Source organism: Ruegeria sp. AB11 (genome assembly GCF_056536325.1).
In genome coordinates this window covers 1,019,838-1,032,840 of record NZ_JBQFJO010000001.1, presented here as the reverse complement: position 1 = coordinate 1,032,840, position 13,003 = coordinate 1,019,838, and the positions used below count along the sequence as shown (strand labels likewise).

General features: G+C 57.0%; 13 protein-coding genes. 3 read left to right on the top strand and 10 right to left on the bottom strand.

The annotated features are described in order from the left end of the window. Positions 1-27 precede the first annotated feature (27 nt). The 8 genes from ACR3EJ_RS05240 to ACR3EJ_RS05205 all read right to left on the bottom strand — a co-directional run bounded on the left by ACR3EJ_RS05240 (position 28) and on the right by ACR3EJ_RS05205 (position 6,991). Complete coding sequence (locus ACR3EJ_RS05240) at positions 28-441, bottom strand: c-type cytochrome (RefSeq protein ID WP_010438429.1); 414 nt, start codon at positions 439-441, stop codon at positions 28-30. Positions 442-554: 113 nt separating this feature from the next. Next, positions 555-1,568 carry a P1 family peptidase gene (locus tag ACR3EJ_RS05235; RefSeq protein ID WP_170542005.1) on the bottom strand — a complete coding sequence of 338 codons (1,014 nt, stop codon included), beginning with the start codon at positions 1,566-1,568 and terminating at the stop codon, positions 555-557. Positions 1,569-1,650: 82 nt separating this feature from the next. Then, positions 1,651-2,397 carry an SDR family oxidoreductase gene (locus tag ACR3EJ_RS05230; protein ID WP_170542008.1) on the bottom strand — a complete coding sequence of 249 codons (747 nt, stop codon included), beginning with the start codon at positions 2,395-2,397 and terminating at the stop codon, positions 1,651-1,653. 60 nt (positions 2,398-2,457) lie between these two features. Then, the gene (gene arfB, locus ACR3EJ_RS05225) at positions 2,458-2,877 is read right to left on the bottom strand and encodes an alternative ribosome rescue aminoacyl-tRNA hydrolase ArfB (protein ID WP_170471545.1); all 420 of its coding nucleotides are present in this window, start codon (positions 2,875-2,877) and stop codon (positions 2,458-2,460) included. Positions 2,878-3,140: 263 nt separating this feature from the next. Then, entirely contained in the window at positions 3,141-3,788 is a 648-nt protein-coding gene (locus tag ACR3EJ_RS05220) for a queuosine precursor transporter (RefSeq protein WP_010438419.1), read from the bottom strand. Positions 3,789-3,879: 91 nt separating this feature from the next. After that, positions 3,880-4,764 carry an esterase-like activity of phytase family protein gene (locus ACR3EJ_RS05215; protein WP_170542011.1) on the bottom strand — a complete coding sequence of 295 codons (885 nt, stop codon included), beginning with the start codon at positions 4,762-4,764 and terminating at the stop codon, positions 3,880-3,882. Then, complete coding sequence (gene mepA, locus ACR3EJ_RS05210; protein ID WP_170542014.1) at positions 4,737-5,600, bottom strand: penicillin-insensitive murein endopeptidase; 864 nt, start codon at positions 5,598-5,600, stop codon at positions 4,737-4,739. Before mepA ends, ACR3EJ_RS05215 begins: the two co-directional genes overlap by 28 nt. After that, positions 5,597-6,991: an MFS transporter gene (locus ACR3EJ_RS05205; RefSeq protein WP_480422806.1), complete on the bottom strand. Its 1,395-nt coding sequence runs from the start codon at positions 6,989-6,991 to the stop codon at positions 5,597-5,599. The genes mepA and ACR3EJ_RS05205 overlap by 4 nt, the downstream gene beginning before the upstream one ends. A gap of 102 nt (positions 6,992-7,093) precedes the next feature. Between ACR3EJ_RS05205 and ACR3EJ_RS05200 the strand changes: the two genes are divergently transcribed. The 3 genes from ACR3EJ_RS05200 (at position 7,094) to yaaA (ending at position 10,303) form a co-directional block, all read left to right on the top strand. After that, positions 7,094-7,381 (top strand): YggT family protein, encoded by a 288-nt coding sequence (locus ACR3EJ_RS05200; protein ID WP_010438415.1) that lies wholly within the window; start codon positions 7,094-7,096, stop codon positions 7,379-7,381. Between the two features lie 78 nt (positions 7,382-7,459). After that, positions 7,460-9,499 (top strand): DNA helicase RecQ, encoded by a 2,040-nt coding sequence (gene recQ, locus ACR3EJ_RS05195; protein WP_170542020.1) that lies wholly within the window; start codon positions 7,460-7,462, stop codon positions 9,497-9,499. A gap of 33 nt (positions 9,500-9,532) precedes the next feature. Continuing rightward, a complete protein-coding gene (gene yaaA / locus ACR3EJ_RS05190; protein WP_170542023.1) occupies positions 9,533-10,303 on the top strand; it encodes a peroxide stress protein YaaA in 771 nt (256 codons plus the stop codon). On the opposite strand, the gene ACR3EJ_RS05185 is transcribed toward yaaA, so the two are convergent. Both ACR3EJ_RS05185 and ACR3EJ_RS05180 read right to left on the bottom strand, forming a co-directional pair. Next, positions 10,294-10,755, bottom strand: coding sequence for a VOC family protein (locus ACR3EJ_RS05185; protein WP_010438409.1), 462 nt, complete (start codon positions 10,753-10,755; stop codon positions 10,294-10,296). The genes yaaA and ACR3EJ_RS05185 overlap by 10 nt on opposite strands. Positions 10,756-10,764: 9 nt before the next feature. Further along, on the bottom strand, positions 10,765-12,978 hold the full coding sequence (locus ACR3EJ_RS05180; protein WP_170542026.1) for a response regulator: 2,214 nt from the start codon (positions 12,976-12,978) through the stop codon (positions 10,765-10,767). Positions 12,979-13,003: the final 25 nt, after the last annotated feature.

Here is a 13,003-nt window from a genome sequence, read left to right as displayed (position 1 = left end):
TATTTTACATGATATAGACGAGCCTGGTTATTCGCCCGAAACGCTCACGATATAAGCGTAAACGTCTTCAGCGCCCTTTTTCAGTTTAAAGGTCATTTTTGACTTGGCCGAGGTTTCACCCAGATAATCTTTCAGAAACGCTTTGGGGTCCTGGGCGTAAGAAACAAAAGTCTCTTCATCCCAGACCAAGCCGTTTTCACCCGCTTCAACAATGCTGTCGCCGTATTTGAACCCTTCGACAGTGCCGGCGGTACGACCCGCAACACCATAGAGGTTCGGTCCGGTCTTGCCGCCTTTGACGATCACTTCACCGGCGGGATCAGCGATCAGGTGACAGGATTTGCATTTGTTAAAGGCTTTCTTGCCAGCTTCGGCGTCACCTTCAGCATAGGCGGGAAGGGCCAGCAGACCAGCAATTGCGGTGGCAAGGATACGATTCATAGCTTTTGCTCCGATACGAATTGGCTGCACAGAAAGGACCTTTGGCGCAGCAGAGAGTCAACGCGCAGATTGCCGCGCGAGGGCACTGTGTCACAGCAGAGACTAGTTCGTCCTTAACTTAAGTCATGTACGGCAGACCAGCAGGGCAGAAGATCGCCTGCGCTGGGTGAGGCCAAATAGACCGCGCGCGCAATCGCCCGCGCCAGACAGATTGAGGCCGCGTGGCCGATCATCGCCATTGCTTCGGCCTCAACTTCACGGGCAGCTGTGCTGAGGCCAAATACAAGATCTCCATCGCCGGGCGTGTGCGCGGGAACAATGGCGCGGGCGATGCCATCATGGGCAGCCACCGCCATTCGCTGGCATTGCGGTTTGGTCAGTGCAGCATCGGTTGCAACGATAGCAATGGTTGTGTTTGTCCGATCTGGCTGGGCTGGTTTCATAGCCTCCGCCTTGCGGCTGGTGTGGATGCGGCCAAGATCCGAGGCCGGATCCGGACCATGCCCGCCAAACTCGGAACCGATCTCGAATGGAGCCGCCCAAAAATGGCGATCTCCCGGCGTACTCACACTGCCCAGCGGGTTGGCTGCAACCAGTGCACCAACAGTTGTTCCATCCTCAAGTACTATCGAGGCCGAGCCCAGTCCTCCCTTATGCATTGCCGCCAATGCGCCGGTTCCGGCCCCGGCAGTCCCCAGTTCAAATTCTGGTGAGGCGTTCAGATATGCCGCATTCCCCAGCGCTCGATAGGGGTTTTCGACCCAGTCCTTATCTCCGCCATTAAGCAAATCGAACAGAATCGCCCCCGGCACAATCGGGACGATGGCCGAACCAGCTACAAAACCGCGCCCCTCTGCGCGCAAGGCATCGGATACACCCGAACAGGCATCCAGCCCAAAGGCCGAGCCACCGGAAAGCGCAATCGCATCAACCCGGTCAACGGATTTGTCGGCCGCCAAGAGATCGGTTTCACGCGTGCCCGGCGCCCCACCCATAACATGCACCGAAGCGGTGAAAGGGTGATCCGCAGTCAAGACGGTTGTGCCCGATTTCAACACATCATCCTGCGCATTGCCGACCTTCAGGCCCGGGACATCGGTAATCAGGTTTTTGGGGCCGGGTGTCATCGAAACCTCTGATGTTGGGCAGAAAAGCGCGCCGCGGCGCGCTGCCTCCGGCGGGGACATTTATGGCCAGATGAAGAGCGGATCAGATGCATCGGCCCCCATCCACCTCAAGCGCGGTGCCTGTGATCATGCTGGCCTCGTCCGAGCACAGGAAACAGGCGGCGTTGGCCATGTCTTCAGGGGTCGAAAAGCGGCCCAGCGGGATGGTCGAGAGGAACTTGGCGCGAATTTCCGGTGTGTCTTCGCCCATGAAGGATTTCAGCAGAGGCGTTTCTCCTGCCACCGGACAGATCGCATTGACACGCACGCCCGATGGGGCGAGTTCCACCGCCATCGTTTTTGTTGCCGTGATCATCCAACCTTTGGACGCGTTATACCAGTTCAGATTGGGGCGCGGCGACAGACCTGCTGTTGAGGCCACGTTAAGGATCGCGCCAATACCGCGCGCCTTCATGCCCGGCACAAAGGCGCGCGCTGTCAGGTAGACAGATTTCATGTTCACTGCAAAAACCCGGTCGAAGTCAGCTTCGCGGACGTCTTCCAGTGGCGTTGGCATATGAGTCACGCCCGCATTGTTCACCAGTACATCAAGCGATCCGAAAACACTGTGTACGACATCAGCCATGGCCTGAACAGAGTCCACATCCGAGACGTCAACGTGCTGAGAAATGGCATCCTGGCCCAATACAGCGGCCATATCGCGGGCGGCATTGCCATTGATATCGGCAATCATAACGCGGGCACCTTCGGAAAGGAACTTTTGCACAATTCCCGCACCGAACCCAGATGCACCACCGGTCACGATTGCGGTTTTACCCTCCAGCCTCATGTTGTTGCCCTCCTGCCCTTGTTGCGGGTCAGACTATCAACCAAGAGCCGAGATGCCAGTTCATTCTTCGGACACTTTGCCCCGCAGCGCCTTTACATCGCCGCGTGCTTTTTTGGCTGCCAATCGACGCTTGACCGAGCCATAGGTCGGTTTCGTTGCAATCCTACGCTTGGGTTTGACCAAGGCGCGGGCAATCAGTTCCCCCAGCCGGGCGCGCGCAATCTCGCGGTTGCGGGCCTGGGAACGGGTTTCTTCGCATTGGATGACAATCGCTCCGTCCTTTGTCCATCGCCGCCCAGCTATACGTTTCAATCGATTTTTGACCGGGTCGGGCAAGGAGGGTGAGCGCGCTGCTTCGAACCGCAATTCAACCGCTGTCGATACCTTGTTCACGTTCTGCCCACCCGGACCAGAAGACCGCACAAAGCTTTCCGTCATTTCCCAGTCTTGCAGGGTGATATCGTCGTTGATGCGCAACATGGGTCAGACCATACTAGGCACAGGTAAAAACAGAAAGGGCCGCCCCGGTGGGACGGCCCTTCGAAAGTTCAGGAGGTGGGGTCGGTTAGATCAATCGACCAGCCGGAGCGAGCGCTCCGCCAAGGGCTGCCTTAACAGGCGATCCCCCCGGTTGTTCCGACACCTCTCTCCAATCTCTTTCTCGACACTGGATCACCTCCTTTTCTATCTGTTGCGGTTAGAAAGGAGCGTGACACAACTTGTGCCAATCTCAAAGAACTTTTTTACGCGGGCTGTGCAGCGGTCAAGCGGGCAACGATCACTTTGAACGGAATCAACGCGATCAAAGCCAGTGACAGTTTCACAAGCCAATCTGCGAAAGCCAGTGTCACCCAGAGCGGCGCCATCGGGCCAGACAGCATGAATGGCACAGGCTCCCACGCCCAACTTATCGCAGCGTCAGCATTGGCACCAAAGAAGGTGACCGAAGCCGAGAAGGCGATGGTGAAGAACAGCGCGGTGTCCAGTGCAGACCCAACCAGCGTCGAGACCAGCGGTGCGCGCCACCAGCGTCCGCCACGCAGTGAATTGAACACGGTGACATCGGTCAGTTGTGCGATCAGGAACGCGGTGCCCGAGGCGACGGCAATCCGCAGCGGTACGGCGGCATAGGTGAAGCCGTCACCCTGCAGCATGATCTGGCTGCCGATCAGCGAGCAGATGATACCGGTGACAAAACCGGCAAACACGACCTTGCGGGCTGGACCTACGCCATAGACGCGATTCATGATGTCCGTGACCAGGAAGGCCAGCGGATAAGTGAAAGCACCCCAGGTCAACAGCCCATCAAAGATGAGGAACTGGACCAGGATGTTTGAGGCCACGACAATGGCGGCCATGGCAATGATGCCGGGAATAAAGCTGCGTTGCATTTTCAGATGCCCGTTTTGACAAGGTAGCGGCGACTTGGCCCCAGGCTCATCCCAAGGCAGGCCGTGCGTTTAGACCTTTGATAACGACCTGTCAATCGGGCAACAGGTATTCAACCACTTCTGTCCGTTGCAGTGCCAGAAAGTTGTCGTCCGAGATCATCGTAGCGCGCAAACGCATCTGACCGTCGCGCCAGATCGACAATCCTTCGAGGTTGTCGTGAAGTCCGGTGCCGGTTTCAAGTAACACTTCTTCGGACTGAGGGGCATCATTGACAATCTCCCATCGACGCAGGCGCGTTCGAAAGCCAATGAATGCAACGGCACGCTCAAGTACATAAAACCTCCCGTCAGGACCGAATTCAGCGGCAACTGGTAGGAACTTTCCGCGCGCGGGCAGAACAAAGGGCGTTGACCAGCGGCTGCCATCCCACCGATAGATCGGGATATCCCCGCGAAGGGTTCTGCTTTTTTCAGTCAGTGTATAAAGCCGTCCCAGATTGTCGATCGCCAGCGCTTCGAATGACCCGTTGCGGTCCAAATTCAGAAACTCTCGTGGACGCGGCAGAACCCGTGTATTTGTGTTGTGCGCCGTATAATGTGCGATGCGGTGAACACCTTCGAACGAGATGTAGATACTTTCATCCGAGGCAACCGCAATCCCTTCGGAATCCCCTGCCCGTCCCTTCAGGACGCGCCCGTTGCTAGACAGGATTGGCCATTGCCCGAGAATTTCGATACCGATGATCTTATCACCGTCCCGATTGACCCGCGCTGTGATCAGCCTTGACCGGTCACTGATCGCGATCAAACGTTCGCCGCCTTCTGCGATGTGAATCGCCGAAAATCCACCAAACCAATCAGAAGTGTTGCGCCAGACGTAAGTATCCAGCAACGAAGCCCGCTTTAGCTCGACTGCCCAAACCTGCCCTGTTAGCAGCAGCGCTAATATCAGTTGGCTTGCAAAACAGCGGTACATTGCTGGGGCAAGTCAGCCAGACGGTATTCTCGTCGTTTCTTTGGTGGAGGCGCATTTGGGTCGGGTGGAGGCGGGTTGAGGATATTGCGGACCCATTGTTCCGCTTCTGCACAGCCATCGCCCTTGGGAGGTGGATCCTGATTGACGCAGCCTTTCGATCCCCTTGGGCATTTCAGACGCACATGAAAATGATAGTGATGCCCCCACCACGGTCGGATTTTACGCAGATAGGCTTTGTTGCCCTTCTCGTCATTGCACATCTGCACCTTGGCACCAGGGAACACAAAGATCCGGGCAACGCGCTTGTCCTTGGCGGCTTCGCGCAACACCGCATGATGCTGCTTGGTCCAGTTGCCGTTGACATAGGCGCCGTTCGCGCGGCGTAAGGATATGGACGAGATATTCTCGCGCGCTTTACGGCTAAGGCGCATGTTGTCGCCCGGCAGCATCCATATGTCGATATCCAGCCCTAATTGGTGAGAGCGATGGCCAGAGGTCATTGGCCCGCCCCGTGGTTGGCTGATATCGCCAATATAGAGACCATTCCACCCCGGTTGCTTGGCTGCAAACCGACTGAGATCCTGGACATAGTCGATCGCCTGCGGATGCCCCCAGTTGCGATTGCGGGACAGGCGCATCGCCTGCCATGTTGGCCCAGTTTCGGGCAATTGCACCGACCCTGCAGCGCACCCGCGCGAATAACTGCCGAAAGCCGCTGATTTTTGCTGAGACCCCACCTTCTGGGCCCCGAACAATTGCTTGGCCAGCGGTTGCGCACCCGCCGTGCCTGCCAGTGTCATCACCGTTAAGACGGCTAAAAAACGTAATAAAATCATCTGCTCTGATCCCCTTCCGGTTTCACCCAGCGCATCAGGACTAGTCCTAGAATAAACAACAGAATGATCGGTGACACCCCCAGTCTTGCACTACCGGTCACTGCCGTTGCTATTCCGATCAAAAGCGGCGCTGCAAAGGCCGTTGCCCGACCCGAAAGCCCATAAAGCCCAAAACTTTCAACCGGGGTGGCGGGATCAGTATGGCGCACCATCATAGATCGGCTGGCCGATTGCAGGATGCCTCCCATACCGCCGATCAGAATTCCGCATCCGAAAAACGCCATATCCGGCAAGCCAGAGCCTTCGGGCAATGAAATTCCGTAAATCTGTGTTCGATCCATCGACACAACCGTCAGGCAGACAAAGATCAAAACCCATATGGCGACCAGTATCACTGGTTTAGGGCCGTATTTCCGATCCATCTTACCGCCGACCCATGCGAAGATGGCCGAAGCCAGTACGCTGACAATCCCGAACACACCGATCTTGACGATATCCCATTCCAGGACCAGCGCAGCGTATGTTCCACCAAAGGTATATAGCCCGTTCAGAGCATCGCGGTAGAACATCGACGACCCAAGATATGTCGCCAGGCTCACCCGATGACGCAAGGCAGCGACGGATTTTCCCAGCAACCGCAAGGCTTCGCCCACGCTGCCTTGTTTATCAGTAATCGGGTCGTCCCTGACCCAAAGAAAATACGGCACCATGAACAGGATGAACCACCCGGCTGTGAAGGGCCCGACAAACCGAGTACCTTCCTGCGTTGCCGCATCCAGACCGAACATCGGGTCTATCCCGATCAGGGTTTTGCCATTGGGCTGCTCGACGAAAAGCGCCAGCATAATCGCCAGCGACAGCAGTCCTCCGAAATAGCCAAACGCAAAACCTGATCCCGAGATCTCACCGACCTCACTGTCATCCCCCAAATCAGGCAGCTGAGAATTGATGAAGATGAGCGCATATTCGGCCCCCACAAAGCCCAGCCCAAAGGCCGAAATCATCAGCCACATATTCGAGCCATCAGGCATCGTGTACCAAAGCGCCGCGGATCCCACCGCGTACATCAGCGAAAATCCAAATATCCAAGGGATACGCCGTCCTGAGACATCTGCCATCGCGCCAAGTAATGGCGCGCCAAAGGCAATGATCAGCCCGATAATGGTCATGCCGTTCGCCCAGATAACCTGCGCCTGCGCCTTGGCAGCCTCCTCCACCAGACCTGATGTCAGATAATACTGTGCAGCAACACTTACGAAATAGGGGCCAAATACAAAGGTCACCAGCAAGGTGTGATAGGGCTGCGAAGCCCAATCAAAAAACCACCAGCCCCAGATGCGCTTGCGCTTGGAAATTTCCGCCATTTCTGCCCCTGTTCTTGTTGAATTCATAAGAGGGGGCTTTGTGGTAATTCGCAAGCGTTGTGTTGCTGCAGACTTGCTCTTTGGCGCAGGCGCGCTTAGGTCTCTGGGCAATTGACGAACGGAGTGCCCATGCTGTCGCTGATCCAAATCCTGCTTTTGATCCTAGACATTGTCTGGTTCATTATTCTTGCCCATGTGATCATGAGTTGGCTGATCAACTTTCAGGTTCTTAACCTGCACCAGCAACTGGTGGCGCAAATCTGGTATGGGCTGAACCGGATATTAGAACCGATTTATAGCCCCATCCGTCGCATCCTGCCCAACATGGGCGGTCTGGATCTGACGCCTCTTGTCGTGCTGATCGGGGTCTATGCCCTGCGGATCATCCTGATCAACAATGCGGTCTATTTCTACTGACCTCTTGTTCACCGAATCTTAGTATGTGATGGTCCTGTCTTAAGAGCAGACAAACCTTAATACAGGACCCTCCGGCGCATGTTCGACTCCGCACCCTTGTTGCGAGACGTCTTTGGATTCGACGACTTCCGCCCCGGGCAGGAAGAGATTGTCGATGCCGTGACCGCGGGCGAAAACGTGCTGGCCATCATGCCCACGGGTGGTGGTAAATCCCTTTGTTTTCAATTGCCTGCACTGTTGCGCGACGGGGTAACTGTGGTGATATCTCCGCTCATCGCCCTGATGCGCGATCAGGTACGTGGGCTGCAAGAGGCCGGTGTCGAGGCAGGCGCGCTCACCTCGGGCAATACACCTGAGGAAACTGATGCCGTTTGGGATGCTTTAGAGGGTGGTCGGCTCAAGCTGCTTTATATGGCGCCGGAACGGCTGGCTGCAGGGTCTGCACTGGGAATGCTACGTCGGATCAACGTCAATCTGATTGCCGTGGACGAGGCGCATTGTGTTAGCCAATGGGGCCATGATTTTCGCCCTGATTACCTGCGGATCGGAGAGCTGCGTCGCACGCTAAATGTACCGTTGGCCGCTTTTACAGCAACAGCGGATGCGGAAACGCAGGAAGAGATCGTCGAAAAGCTGTTCGACGGTGTTGAGCCGCGTAAATTCCTGCGCGGGTTTGACAGACCCAATATCCATCTGGCCTTTGCGGCCAAGGATGGACCGCGCAAACAAGTCCTCGATTTCGCTGCAGCCCGAAAGTCCCAATCCGGCATCGTCTATTGCGGCACCCGCAACAAGACCGAAGTGCTTGCGCAAGCCCTGCGCGCCGAAGGGCATTCGGCCTGCCACTATCACGGCGGGATGGAGGCCGAAGATCGCCGCATCGTCGAGACCCGCTTTGCGCGCGAGGATGGGCTGATCGTCGTCGCCACTGTCGCGTTTGGCATGGGCATCGATAAGCCCGACATCCGCTGGGTTGCTCATGCGGACCTGCCTAAATCGATCGAAGCTTACTATCAGGAAATCGGTCGTGCCGGGCGCGATGGTGGTCCTGCCGAAACCCTTACGTTGTTTGGCCCTGACGATATCCGACTGCGACGCTCTCAGATCGACGAAGGGCTGGCCCCACCTGAACGGCGGATGGCGGATCATGCACGCCTGAATGCGTTGCTTGGATTGGCCGAAGCCCTAAAATGCCGCCGCCAGACCCTGCTGGGATATTTCGGAGAACAGATCGAACCTTGCGGCAAATGCGATCTTTGCGACAGTCCTCCTGAAGTGTTCGATGGCACCACGCCGGTTCGCATGGCCCTGTCCGCTATTCTGCGCACAGAAGAATGGTTCGGCGCGGGTCATCTGATCGACATCCTGCTGGCCAATGAGACCGACAAAATCCGCGCGCGGCGACACGACAACCTGTCAACCTACGGCATCGGCAAGGACTGGTCGCGCCCGCAATGGCAGGCGATTTTCCGGCAGATGATGGGCCATGATCTGGTCCGCCCTGACCCCGAGCGCCACGGTGCCTTGCGCATAACACAAACCGCCAAACCGATCCTGAAGGGTGAGGCGCAGATTGACCTACGTAAAGACACGATCCGCAAAGCCACCCGTCGTCCCGCAGTCAAGGCGATGGTGTCCGAGGAAGACGCACCGCTGCTCTCGGCGCTCAAGGCCAAGCGGCGCGCACTGGCCGAGGCTGCGCGGGTTCCGGCCTATGTCATCTTTCCAGATCGCACCCTGATCGAAATGGCGGAGTCCCGACCCGCAAATCTGGACGATATGGCCCGGATTAGCGGCATTGGGGCAAAAAAGTTGGAGCGCTATGGTGCGACCTTCCTTGAGGTGCTGATCGGCGCGGTAGAAGAGCTGCACCCGGCACGGCGCAAGCTTGCCGGCCGCGATCAGGGCGACATCTACGATCAGTTGCTTGAGGTTCAATCACAATTGTCGCGAGGCCCCGACGGGATCGACAAACCACTGAGCTGTTCGGCATCGCAACTGGCCAAGGTGGCGCAATTGCGCCCGGATGATCCAAGAGCGATGGAGCAAGTTCTGGGCGACCGTCGTCACGAAAGGTTTGGCGCGGCGTTTCTGGACGTGCTGCAGCAAGCGGGCTAGATACGCCTGAGCAGGCGAGAAACGAGGGCGGATATGCTGGTAGTGATTTCCCCGGCCAAGCGGCTGGATTGGGCAGAACGAAACGTCCAAGTGACCCAACCCGATTTTCAGGATGACGCGATCCGCTTGTCGAAGACCGCCCGCAACCTGACCTTGGGCGATCTGAAAAAGCTGATGGACCTGAGCGACGACTTGGCCCGCCTGAATCGGGACAGGTACCGTGTATTTTCAGACGCGCCGGAAGCAGATGCAACGCGCCCTGCCGCTTTGGCCTTTGCAGGCGATACCTATCAGGGGCTTGAGGCCGCATCGCTGGACGCCGACGAAATGGCCTGGGCACAAGATCATTTGCGCATCCTATCTGGGCTTTATGGTGTATTGCGCCCACTGGATGCCATTCAGGCCTATCGGCTTGAGATGGGCAGCAAACTGAAAACCCGACGTGGCAAAAACCTTTATGAATACTGGCGCGATCAGCTGAGCAAGGCGCTGAACGCCCAAGCTGCTGAGGCTGGCAGCAAAGTTCTGGTGAACTGCGCCAGCCAGGAATATTTCAGCGCAGTCGACCTGAAAGCGCTGAAGCTGCCCGTTGTGACCCCGGTATTCATGGAGGACAAGGGCGGCACCCCCAAGATCGTCAGCTTCTTTGCAAAGAAGGCGCGTGGTGCGATGGCCCGGTACATCATTCAACATCGACTGACCGACCCCAAAGGCCTGCTGGATTTTGATAGCGGCGGGTACGAATACCGGGTCGATCTGTCGGAAGACGACAAACCCGTGTTTGTACGCCCCTATCAGGCCTGATCAAGCATCGAAGGATCGTAAGCCACAAGTTCCACCGTGTTCCCCTCGGGGTCTTGAGTGAAGATGCCGCGCCAGCCGATCCAGCCGAAATGCTCAACCCGATAGGGCTGCCCGATTTGGTCGTACCAGCGCATGACCGCGTCCTGCTCGGCAAAGGGCACCGACAGCGCGATATGGTGCAGGGCCGAAGCGCCCCCTGTTACCGGCACTGTCTCGCCAGTCTGCTCTGGTCCACGCTCAGAGCCAACTGATTGGTGAAACAGGGCCAGCACCTGTGTATGCCCGCCGAACCCTTCGGCGATCCGAAAAAAGGTGATGGCGCTGTTATGGTCGCCTTGCAGCCGCTGCAACCCGATCACCTTCTCATAGAATTGCACCATTGCCGCCATATCGGCGCAGCGAATTGCAATCTCACCCAATCCTCGGGGGCGAAAACCGCGCTCATCTGACATCAATCGATCCTATGCTGTGCCTTCACTGCCTGCACCGACCGCACGAGCCTCAGCAGGCCGATGTTCCAGTATCATCTTGTGGATCAGTTTCTTGTGCAACGGTTTGGTCAGGTAATAGTCAAGCCCCGCCGCCAGTATCCCCTGGTCATCCCCTGTCATGGCATGGGCCGTCAGGGCCACGATGGGAACATGGCGATCTGTTCCGATCTCGCGTCGCCGGATTTCACCTGTCGCATCTTTGCCATCCATCTTCGGCATCGAGATATCCATGAAGATCAGATCCGGATCAAAGCTGGCGAAGGTTTCGACCGCCTCCAACCCGTTGGAGACGAATTTCAAATCGATGTTCAGGTCCTTGGTCATCTTTCGAAGGATCAGCTGATTGGTTCGATTGTCTTCGGCTGCCAGAACCCGCATCAGCCTCTGCTCCTGCGGAACTTGTGCATTAGTCTCGAGATTAGAGGCGCAGTCGTCGCTGCGATCCGGCTTGAAAACAGGCGCGCCCAGCGCCATCAGCCGCGAATACAGCTCGGCGCGGGGGATGGGTGTTTGCAACACACCGTTAATGAGCCGATGGGCCGGATCGGCGTGGATCAAACCGGGATTGGCCGACATCACTACGATTGGCAGATCACCCCATCCTTTGTCACGCAGAGTGGTGGCAAGCTCCAACCCATCCATGTCTGGCAGATCGTGATCGCACAGGACCAGACCAATGGTTTTGTCCATTGCAGACAGCGCCTCGGCCCCCGTCGAACAGGTCAGCGCCTGAGAGCCGAGGCGGTCTAATTGCTTGGTCAGGATTGCACGGTTGACGGCCATATCTTCGACCACCAAAACACGCCCCAATTGCCCCGCCAAATCGGGTGGAACAGGTTGCGGACCTTCAGAAGTGGGCAACGATATGCGGAAACCGAAGCAAGATCCTTTGCCCGCATCGCTTTCGACCCAAACGGCACCGCCCATCATCGAGATCAGACGCTTGGTGATCGCCAGCCCCAGACCCGTGCCTTCGAACTGGCGGTTTTGCGCATCCTCGACCTGATTGAATTCACCAAAGATGTGCGGGACCTTGTCAGCCTCAATCCCGATGCCCGTATCCTCGATGGCCACGTGGATATCGCAGCTTTCTGTGGTCATGTCTGGTACGCCTGTCACACGGATCAATACATGGCCTTGTGCGGTAAACTTCACCGCGTTCCCCACGAGGTTGGTCAGAATCTGACGAATCCGTCCCGGATCACCTACAAAGAGCGTCGGCAGGAACAGATCATAATCCACCAGCAATGTCAGGCCCTTGTCGCGCACACTGGGCTGCAACAGCATCGCGACCTCTAGGATACAGCGCTCAAGATCGAACTGCTCGGGGTGCAACGTCAGCTTGTCAGCCTCGATCTTGGAATAGTCGAGAACATCGTTGATGATGACCAGCAGCGCCTCTCCCGAATAGCGAATTGTGCTTACATAGAGCCTTTGTTCTTCGTTCATCGGTGTTTCGGTCAGCAATTCAGTCATGCCAACGATGCCATTCATTGGTGTGCGAATCTCATGGCTCATGTTGGCCAGAAACGCGGACTTGGCACGGTTGGCCGCCTCGGCCCGTTCGCGCGCGGCGTTCAGCTCGGCCTCATGCCGGACCGAGGCGGTGATGTTCAGCGCAAGGCTCAGCACGTCGCCGCCGTGGCCCCGCTGATCGATCAACCGGATATACTGGCCGTTCCACAGCTGGATCACTTGAGGTTCGGGGTGCGGTTGCGCCCAGCGTGCGAGCATACGGGCCTGCCAATCCGCGATCTTTTCCGCGCCGATATCCACGATCCCTTCATGGGTCAGAATCTCAAGAATACGCGGATAGCTGATCCCCGGTGCGACTTCTTCTAGCCCATCGAAAACGCTAAGGTAAGCGGCATTGGCACCGATCAGTGTGTTGTTGCCATCGAAAAATGCAAACCCGTCGGGGATGGTCTGGATCGAGTGCCAAAGGCGACGTTCAGCCACCTCTATCTTGGCATTGGCTACGGTCAGATCGGATTTGACCTTTTCGTTTTCGTCGCGGACCGTCGCAACCTCGGCTTGAGTCTCATCGATCTGACGTGTCAGAGCGATGGCATGACGCCCCAGTTTGCGGTTGGCGGCAGAGAGCTCGGCCTGTTTCAGATGCAACAGCCGCTCAGCAGCCAATCGCGCGCGCCGTTCCTGCGCCAGTTTCTCAGCAAGACTCATGTAATAATTTCCCGCGACAATCTGC

What these genes read in the sequence shown, in the direction of transcription:
- recQ (WP_170542020.1), top strand. Translation starts at nt 7,460, where the DNA reads ATGTTCGACTCCGCACCCTTGTTGCGAGACGTCTTTGGATTCGACGAC.
- ACR3EJ_RS05240 (WP_010438429.1), bottom strand. Translation starts at nt 441, where the DNA reads ATGAATCGTATCCTTGCCACCGCAATTGCTGGTCTGCTGGCCCTTCCC.
- ACR3EJ_RS05185 (WP_010438409.1), bottom strand. Translation starts at nt 10,755, where the DNA reads ATGTCAGATGAGCGCGGTTTTCGCCCCCGAGGATTGGGTGAGATTGCA.
- ACR3EJ_RS05215 (WP_170542011.1), bottom strand. Translation starts at nt 4,764, where the DNA reads ATGTACCGCTGTTTTGCAAGCCAACTGATATTAGCGCTGCTGCTAACA.
- mepA (WP_170542014.1), bottom strand. Translation starts at nt 5,600, where the DNA reads ATGATTTTATTACGTTTTTTAGCCGTCTTAACGGTGATGACACTGGCA.
- ACR3EJ_RS05200 (WP_010438415.1), top strand. Translation starts at nt 7,094, where the DNA reads ATGCTGTCGCTGATCCAAATCCTGCTTTTGATCCTAGACATTGTCTGG.
- ACR3EJ_RS05230 (WP_170542008.1), bottom strand. Translation starts at nt 2,397, where the DNA reads ATGAGGCTGGAGGGTAAAACCGCAATCGTGACCGGTGGTGCATCTGGG.
- ACR3EJ_RS05180 (WP_170542026.1), bottom strand. Translation starts at nt 12,978, where the DNA reads ATGAGTCTTGCTGAGAAACTGGCGCAGGAACGGCGCGCGCGATTGGCT.
- yaaA (WP_170542023.1), top strand. Translation starts at nt 9,533, where the DNA reads ATGCTGGTAGTGATTTCCCCGGCCAAGCGGCTGGATTGGGCAGAACGA.
- arfB (WP_170471545.1), bottom strand. Translation starts at nt 2,877, where the DNA reads ATGTTGCGCATCAACGACGATATCACCCTGCAAGACTGGGAAATGACG.
- ACR3EJ_RS05235 (WP_170542005.1), bottom strand. Translation starts at nt 1,568, where the DNA reads ATGACACCCGGCCCCAAAAACCTGATTACCGATGTCCCGGGCCTGAAG.
- ACR3EJ_RS05220 (WP_010438419.1), bottom strand. Translation starts at nt 3,788, where the DNA reads ATGCAACGCAGCTTTATTCCCGGCATCATTGCCATGGCCGCCATTGTC.
- ACR3EJ_RS05205 (WP_480422806.1), bottom strand. Translation starts at nt 6,991, where the DNA reads ATGAATTCAACAAGAACAGGGGCAGAAATGGCGGAAATTTCCAAGCGC.